The 8,710-nt window shown below is 60.5% G+C and carries 5 protein-coding genes; 4 read left to right on the forward strand and 1 reads right to left on the reverse strand.

From position 1 onward, the window contains the following. A partial coding sequence (locus HUJ17_RS11340) for an alpha/beta fold hydrolase (RefSeq protein ID WP_290510794.1) occupies positions 1-854 on the reverse strand: 854 nt, incomplete at its 3' end. Between the two features lie 209 nt (positions 855-1,063). Between HUJ17_RS11340 and HUJ17_RS11345 the strand changes: the two genes are divergently transcribed. The 4 genes from HUJ17_RS11345 to HUJ17_RS11360 form a co-directional block, all read left to right on the forward strand. Next, a complete protein-coding gene (locus HUJ17_RS11345) occupies positions 1,064-2,863 on the forward strand; it encodes a PDZ domain-containing protein (RefSeq protein ID WP_290510795.1) in 1,800 nt (599 codons plus the stop codon). A gap of 153 nt (positions 2,864-3,016) precedes the next feature. Further along, a complete protein-coding gene (gene hrpA / locus HUJ17_RS11350; RefSeq protein ID WP_290510796.1) occupies positions 3,017-6,901 on the forward strand; it encodes an ATP-dependent RNA helicase HrpA in 3,885 nt (1,294 codons plus the stop codon). A gap of 268 nt (positions 6,902-7,169) precedes the next feature. Beyond that, positions 7,170-8,300: a beta-ketoacyl-ACP synthase III gene (locus HUJ17_RS11355; RefSeq protein ID WP_290510797.1), complete on the forward strand. Its 1,131-nt coding sequence runs from the start codon at positions 7,170-7,172 to the stop codon at positions 8,298-8,300. Positions 8,301-8,492: 192 nt separating this feature from the next. After that, on the forward strand, positions 8,493-8,710 hold a 218-nt coding region (locus HUJ17_RS11360; RefSeq protein WP_290510798.1), incomplete at its 3' end, for a hypothetical protein.

Genomic DNA, 8,710 nt, shown 5'->3' on the forward strand with positions numbered 1-8,710 from the left:
TCGTGACGCCCTTCGGGCCAGAAGTGGGCAGTCAATGGCTGCTCCATGGTATGCAACACCTGCTCCAGAGCCATCATGCCCTTGCCCATGTCGCTCATGGGGTCCTGCTCGCCACCCAGCAGCAGGACCGGGAGTTGGTCGGGCAGCTCGGCGAGTTGCACGATGCTGTGGGTCTGGCGTAGTCCATCGATTAGCTGGCACCAGGATTCGGTGGTGCAATCGAAGCCACACAGGTCGTCATCCATATAGCGCTGTACCTGATCGCGGTCATTGCTCAGCCAGTCGAACTCGGTGCTCGGGTCCGGCACACGGCGAGCCCAGGCGCCAAAGGTCATTCTGCGAATCAACGGGCTCACACCGCGCTTGCCATTACGGCGGCGGGTCAACTTCACGGGCAAGCCCATCAGGGTGTAATAGGCTGCCGGGTGGTAATCGCTGGCGCACAGCACCAAGCCTGTCAGATTTTCACCGGCGCGTTGTGCCGCCGCCAGGGCAATAAAAGAGCCCATACTGTGACCGCCAAGCACGCAGGGCAGACCCGGGTGGGTTTCACGGGCCATGGCGATCACCGCAATGGCATCCTGTACCAGGCAGTCCCAGCCGTTGTCGTCGCCGAAATGCCCTTTCGGGCAGGCCTCGCTGACACTCAGGCCATGGCCGCGATGATCCGGACAATACAGATGCCAGCCCTGTTCGTTCAGCACTTTTGCCAACGGCTCATAACGGGCACCATGCTCCGCCATGCCGTGCAGCCAGACCACTATACCTTTGGAGGTTGCGGCCTCGGTGGGCCAGTGGTGGATAGCGGTGGAATGGCCGTCGCCTGTGTTCAGGTAGCGCATCTGCTTGCTCATAACATTCTCCTGCGGCGCGGTCAGTGGACAGGTTGGTGCCTTTGTTATTAAGGCGTCGTCGGCGAGGAATAGTGCTCAACCGGCAGCCTGGTGGCCAGGCCTCATGAGCCTGTTCAGGACCATGGCATAATAACAGCTATGGCAACAGGGTGATGCAGCAACTACCATGCCGAACGTTGTTGCACGCTGCCCGATTTCCAGGAGAAACCATGATCGAATACCGGATTCGCCCACTGCGCCCTGAAGCCCACCTGTTTGAAGTGATGCTGACCGTGGCGAAGCCGACCCCGGAAGGGCAGGCGTTTACGCTTCCGGCCTGGATCCCCGGTAGCTACATGATCCGGGATTTCGCCCGCCATCTGGTCTATCTGGAGGCCAGTTGCCAGGGTGAGACGCTGCCCGTGGCGAAAATCGACAAGCAAACCTGGCAGGTGCCACCTTGCGATGGTCCGGTGCAGTTGCATTATCACGTTTACGCCTGGGACCTGTCCGTGCGTGGCGCCCACCTGGATACCACCCACGGTTACTTCAATGGCACCTGTGTCTTCCTGGCGCCCATGGGGCATGAGGATCAGCCCTGCGAAGTGGATATCGACGCACCGGAAGGTGCCGCCTACCTGGGCTGGCACCTGGCTACAGGGCTGCCCCGGCTGACCGGCTCGGAACTGGGCTTTGGCCGTTTCCGGGCAGACAACTACGATGCCCTGATTGACCATCCGGTGGAAATGGGCCCCTTCGAGTATGCCCAGTTCGAAGCCTGCGGTGTGCCGCACTGGGTGGTGATGGCGGGTCGTCACAAGACCGATATGGCGCGGCTGTGCCGTGACCTGAAACCGATCTGCGAACACCATATCCGCATGTTCGGAGAACCGGCACCCATGGATCGCTATGTGTTCATGACGTTGGTCACCGGCAACGGTTATGGCGGTCTGGAACATCGCAATTCCACCAGCCTCATGTGTGCCCGCGACGACCTGCCCAAGCGCACTGACGAGCCGGGCAAGGTGCGCGATGGCTATCGCAATTATCTGGGCCTGTGCAGCCACGAATATTTCCACACCTGGAATATAAAGCGGATCAAGCCGGCGGCGTTCACGCCGTTTGATCTGTCTCAGGAAGTGCATACGGAATTGTTGTGGGCCTTCGAGGGCATCACCAGCTACTACGATGATCTGTCGCTGACCCGCACCGGGCTGATTGCGCCGCAGAGCTATCTGGAGCTGCTCGGGCAGACCCTGAGCCGGGTATATCGTGGCCAGGGCCGTCACAAGCAGACCGTTACCGAATCCAGTTTCGATGCCTGGACCCGTTTCTACAAACAGGACGAAAACGCCCCCAATGCCATCGTCAGCTATTACACCAAGGGGTCGCTGGTGGCGCTGGCGCTGGATCTGACCCTGCGTAATCTTACTGGCGAGCAAAAGTCCCTGGATGACCTCATGCGTCTGCTCTGGGCCCGTTACGGGCAGACAGGCGAAGGCGTGCCGGAGCAGGGCATCCAGCCACTGGCCGAGGAAGTGGCCGGTTGCGAGATGACAGACTTTTTCGAGCAAGCGCTCTACAGCACCGAAGATCTACCGCTGGCGGAGCTGCTGGCCGAGCGCGGCGTGGAGCTGAACTGGCGCAGTGCTGCCGGTCACGGCGACAACGGTGGCAAGCCCGGCAAGGAGGGTATCCCCAATCTGGGCGTGCGGCTGGTTGCCGATCCGATGGGCGCGAAGATTGCCGTGGCGTTCGAGCAGGGCCCGGCCATGGCGGCAGGCCTGTCAGCGGGGGATGTGATCATCGCCGTGGATGGCCTGCAGGCCACGCAGAGCAATATCGACAACCTGATGGCCAACTTCCTGCCCGGTGAAATTGTGGAACTCCACGCCTTCCGTCGCGACGAGCTGATGAAATTCAAAGTGAAGGTGGCGCCCAGCGAACCTAGCACGGCGTACCTGACCATCGCCAAGGGCGGGTTAACCGAGAAGGGCAAAGCCTGGCTGCATTGGAAAGGCAATGAATAATTAATCGTTAATAATGAATAACGGAAACCTTGGCGTGTGAATTGACTGTAGGAGCGGCGCTCGAGCCGCGAACCTGCTTGCGAGGGTTTTCCCAAGTACGATCCGCGGCTCGGGCGCCGCTCCTACGACGTTTTATGGTTGATTGAATTTTTCATGTCTTTGAAGCCACTCTACAGCCAGCTGGGTAACGTTCGCAGAGCGGACCATTTTCGTTTGAAAAAGCGGATCGATGGTCTGTCACGATTGCCAGCTGACAAGCGCAATGACCAGGCCGTGGAGAAGATTTCCAAGGCCATTGCCGCTTCCATTGCCAATCGGGAAAAACGTCAGGCGTCCCAGCCCGTATTGAACTGGCCGGACCTGCCAGTGGTGGCCAGCCGTGAGGAGATCAAGGCGGCCATTCGTGACCATCAGGTGGTGGTGATCGCCGGGGAAACCGGCTCCGGCAAGACCACCCAGCTGCCGAAAATCTGCCTGGAGCTGGGTCGGGGCATTGAGGGCACCATCGGCCATACCCAGCCACGCCGGCTGGCGGCTCGGGCCGTGGCCAGCCGGGTGGCAGAAGAGCTGAACAGCCCGCTGGGCAGTACTGTGGGTTTCAAGGTACGTTTTGCCGAGCAGGTCAGCGAGACCAGCCTGATCAAAGTGCTCACCGACGGCATGCTGCTCAATGAAATCCAGCAGGACCGCTTTCTCAACCAGTACGACACCTTGATTATCGATGAGGCCCACGAGCGCAGCCTGAATATCGACTTTCTGCTCGGCTATCTCAAGCAGCTGTTACCCAGGCGCCCAGACCTGAAACTCATCATTACCTCGGCCACCATCGACCACGAACGTTTCGCCCGGCATTTCGGTGAGGCCCCGGTGTTGGAGGTTTCCGGGCGGACCTACCCGGTGGAAATGCGCTACCGGCCTCCTGCGGAAGGCCAGGAACTGTCCCGCCAGATTGAAGACGTGCTGCAGGAAATCCAGCGCGAGGAACGTCGCGAGGGCCTGCCTGTAGCCCGGGATGTGCTAGTCTTTCTGGCCGGCGAGCGGGATATTCGCGATGTGCATCATCACTTGAAGCGCTGCGAACTGAGAGACACGGAAATCCTGCCGCTCTATGCGCGATTGAGCCAGGCCGAGCAACACCGCATTTTTGCGTCCCACCGGGGTCGGCGAGTGGTGCTCAGTACCAATGTGGCGGAAACGTCCCTGACTGTGCCGGGTATTCGTTATGTGATCGATGCCGGCACCGCCCGCATCAGCCGTTACAGCGTGCACTCCAAGGTGCAGCGGCTGCCAGTGGAGCCCGTCAGTCAGGCCAGCGCCAATCAGCGGGCCGGGCGCAGCGGGCGGATCATGCCGGGTATCTGTTTTCGGCTGTACGAGGAAGACGACTTCCTCAATCGTCCCGCTTTCACCGACCCGGAGATTCAGCGCACCAACCTGGCAGCGGTGATTCTGCAGATGGCCGACCTGAAACTGGGCCGGGTGGAGGATTTTCCCTTCATCGAGCCGCCGGACGGGCGCCTGATCCGTGACGGTTACCGACTGCTGGATGAGCTGGGCGCGCTGACGCCGAAACAGACCCTGACCCCGCTGGGCCGGCAGTTGGCCCGCTTTCCGCTGGACCCGACCCTGGGGCGGATACTGGTGGCGGCGTCCCAGCAGAAGGTGCTGCGCGAGGCGCTGATCATCGTGTCCGCTCTGGCCGCCCAGGACCCCCGCGATCGGCCCCATGACAAGCAGCAGCAGGCGGACCAGGCCCATCAGCCGTTCACCGACAAGGACTCGGATTTCCTGTTTTTCGTCAAGCTGTGGCAATGGGCGGAGAACCAACGGGAGTCGCTCAGCCGCAACCAGTACGAGAAGCTGCTGAAAAAGACCTTCCTGTCGCCCACCCGCATGCGCGAATGGCGCGATACCCATCGCCAGTTACTGTTGCTGTGCAAGGAGCAGGGCTGGGATCTGAACCCGCCGACCATGAACGAGCAGGGGTTGGCCGACGGCGCCTACGGGCCCCTGCATCAGGCCCTGTTGCCCGGGTTGCTGGCCAACGTGATGCAGCGCACGGACGAGGGGGAGTGGCTGTCCACACGTAATCGAAAGCCGCTGATCTGGCCGGGCTCGTCCCTGTCGAAAACCAAGGCCCGCTGGCTGATGGCGGCGGAGCAGGTGGAAACCAGCCGACTGTTTGCCCGTACTGTGGCGCGTATCGAGCCGGAATGGGTGGAAGCGGCCGCCGCTCACCTGGTCAAACGCCAGTATTTCGAGCCCCACTGGTCGAAGAAGCGGGGGTGTGCCATGGCCAAGGAACAGGTGAACCTGTTCGGCCTGATTCTGGCCAGCGGTCGGCGGGTCAACTATGCGCCCATTCATCCCCAGGAAGCCCGCGAATTGATGATTCGCGAAGGGCTGGTGATGGGAGAGTTGCACCGGGAGCCGCCCTTCGTGAAGGCCAACCGGGAGCAATTCGAAACTCTGGAGGAGATGGAACACAAGTTGCGCCGGCGCGATATTCTGGTGGACGAGGAGGCCCGGGTGGCCTTTTACGATGAGCGGTTGCCGCAGGACGTGACCAGCCTGGCCGGGCTGATGAGCTGGTATAACAAAAAGGCCACGCCGGCCCAGAAAGAAGCACTGCTGATGCCGCAGGATTTCCTGTTGTCACGGAGCCCGGATCTGGGCAGCGACCAGTTCCCGGATCAGCTGCGCCTGGATGGCATCAGCCTGCCGCTGGAGTACAGCTTCGATCCCACCGGGGAGCGCGACGGTGTCACCCTGATTGTCCCCGTGGCGGTCCTCAATCAGGTCCCGGACACCCGCTTGGACTGGCTGGTGCCGGGACTACTGCGGGAAAAACTGGAAGCCCTGATCCGGGCGTTACCCAAGGCCCGGCGGCGTCATTTTGTCCCCGTGCCGGACTTTGTAGGCGCGCTTCTGGATACCCTGGATCCCCAGGAGCCGTTACTGTCGGCCATGACTCGTGAATTGCAACGGATGACCGGTGTGCGGATCGAACGGGAAGAGTGGCAGGATGCCACGTTGCCCGACCATCTGCGCATGTTTATCCAGGTGGTGGACCGGGTGGACGGTAACCGGAAAGTGCTGGCCCAGGGACGCCACCTGGATGAAGTTCGTGACAAACTGGCTGGTGTGACCGCTAACCTGCCGGAACCGGCGGCGCAGGAACCGGTTCCGCGGGGGCAGGATTGGCTGTTCGGTCGCCTGCCGGACACCCACGAACAGGATCTGGGTGGCATGGTGGTGCGCCGCTATCCCGCCCTGGAAGATGATGGCGACGCGGTGGAGCTTCGCTACCGCGATGATGTGGATGAGGCCCGCTGGAGCCATCAGTGGGGTACGGCACGCCTGTTGGGCTTCAAACTCAGTGTCCAGCTGCGTGACCTGCGCAAACAGGCCTCACAGATGCCCGGTTTTCAGAAGCTCAAGGGCGAGAAGGGCGCCATGGCCCGCCAGGCACTGGATCATGCGGTACTGCGTCTGCTGGCAGAGCATTTCCGGCTGGACGAGCCGGTACGCGATGAGGCTGCCTTCCGGGCCCGTCTGGATGCCCATCGGGGGGATTTCGTGCCCTGGGCAGGCCAGCAATTGAGCGCTTTCGGCAAGCTGTTCGCCGATTATCGGCAGCTGATGGGCAAGCTGGAAAAAAACTTTCCCCTGGCCTGGGCCCATGCCCACCGGGACCTTAAGCAACAACTGGGCAACCTGTTCCGCGACGACTTCCTGCTGCAGGTGCCCTGGCCCTGGTTGATGGAATACCCGCGCTATCTGGAGGCTATCAGCCACCGTCTGGACAAACTGGGTGGCCAGATTGGCAAGGACCGTACCCTGACCGCAGAGCTGGAGGCCTTTGACAAGCAATACGCCACTCGTGCTTCGGGTCTGCCCCTGTGGCAGCAGCCGGCGCCTCTGCAAGAATATTTCTGGATGTTGCAGGAATACCGGGTGAGCCTTTTTGCACAGCAGCTCGGTACCCGGGTGCCAGTCTCCGCCAAGCGCCTGAATAAACAGTGGGAGCTCTGCTGATCAGTCCCCCCCCTCTACGAAGCCGCTGTAGGAGCGCCGCTTGAGGCGCGAACCTCGCTTGCGAGGAAACACACGGAAGACGATCAGGCACAGAAGAACGTTACGCCCGATTCGCGCCTCAAGCGGCGCTCCTGCATTGACTCCGTAACAAGCATAACAACTATCCACCCACGCCCTTTGCGCTGGCCACTCCGAATCCGGATAATCGACCCATTATCCCATTTGTGGAACGGGGCCCTTTACCCCGTTCGAGTGCGAGGACTCGCTTGTGAGCTATTCTGTAGTAATCAGTGGCACCGGCCTGTGGACCCCGGAGCAGACCATCACCAACGATGAGTTGGTGGAATCCTTCAACGAATACGTAAAACGGTTCAATGAGCGTAACGCCCAGGCCATCGAGGCCGGCGAAGTGGAAGCCCTGGGTCCCTCCGATAGCGCCTTTATCGAAAAGGCGTCCGGTATCAAGCAGCGCTACGTTATCGACAAGACCGGGATTCTTGATCCGGACCGGATGGCGCCACGCATCGCCGAGCGATCTGACGATGAGGTGTCCATTCAGGCGGAAATCGCTGTCAAAGCGGCAAAGCAGGCGCTGGAGAATGCCAACCTGACCGCCGACGACCTGGATGCGGTATTGGTGGCCTGTTCCAACATGCAGCGCCCGTACCCGGCCATGGCCGTGGAAGTGCAGGCGGCTCTGGGCATGGAGCACGGTTGGGGCTATGACATGAACGTGGCCTGTTCCAGTGCCACCTTCGGGATTCAGGCCGGTGTCGACGCTATCCGTAACGGCAGTGCCCGCCGCGTGTTGATGGTGAACCCGGAAATCTGTTCCGGTCACCTGGCCTGGGAAGATCGCGACTGCCATTTCATCTTTGGGGATGTGGCGACGGCCGTGATTCTGGAACGCAAGGAAGACGCCACTTCTGCCAATCAGTGGGAAGTGCTGGGTACTCGCCTGCAGACCAAATTTTCCAACAACATCCGCAACAATTTCGGCTTCCTGAATCGTGCTGACGAAAGCGGCGTTGGCGCCCGCGACAAGCTGTTCCGCCAGGAAGGGCGCCGGGTTTTCAAGGAAGTGTGCCCCATGGTAGCCGAGCAGATTTCCTCGCACCTGTCTGATACCGGTGTACCGGTGGAAGCCCTCAGTCGTATGTGGTTGCACCAGGCTAACCTGAGCATGAACGAGTTGATTTCCAAGCGGGTGCTGGGCCGCCCAGCCACCCGTGAGGAAGCACCCGTGATTCTCGACGACTATGCCAATACCAGCTCCGCCGGTTCCATTATTGCCTTCCACAAGTACAACGCGGACCTGCCGGTGGAGACCAAAGGGGTGATCTGTTCCTTTGGTGCCGGTTACTCAATCGGTAGTGTGATTGTGAATCGCATCAAATAACGAGCTCCGCCATTCACGTTAGCTTCACGAAGGCCGCATTCTGCGGCCTTTTTTGATGCCGCCTGTAACGTTTACCTCACGGCCTCATCTCTATATTGTCTGAATCAGGCGCTACGCAAAACAACGTGGTTTGCCTGAGCCGCATTGTGCGGTTTCGGATACAACCTAAATAATGATGTATGGAGACTGAACATGGCTAAGTTGAGCAAACTGAACCCCCTGGCTGCGACTGTTGGTGCGGCTGTTGTGGCTTCCGCACTTTCCGCTCCTGTGGCGATGGCTGCAGAAAACCCGTTCGCAGCCGCTGACCTGCAAGCTGGTTACCAATTGGCTGGTGCCCATGCTGAAGGTAAGTGTGGTGAAGGCAAATGCGGTGACAAGAAAGCAGAAGGTAGCTGCGGCGAAAAAAG

The sequence above is a fragment of the Alcanivorax sp. genome (genome assembly GCF_014762765.1).
Lineage (GTDB): Bacteria > Pseudomonadota > Gammaproteobacteria > Pseudomonadales > Alcanivoracaceae > Alcanivorax.

Excerpts from the sequence above, each read along its gene's own strand:
- HUJ17_RS11345 (WP_290510795.1), top strand. The coding sequence starts at position 1,064 with ATGATCGAATACCGGATTCGCCCACTGCGCCCTGAAGCCCACCTGTTT.
- hrpA (WP_290510796.1), top strand. The coding sequence starts at position 3,017 with ATGTCTTTGAAGCCACTCTACAGCCAGCTGGGTAACGTTCGCAGAGCG.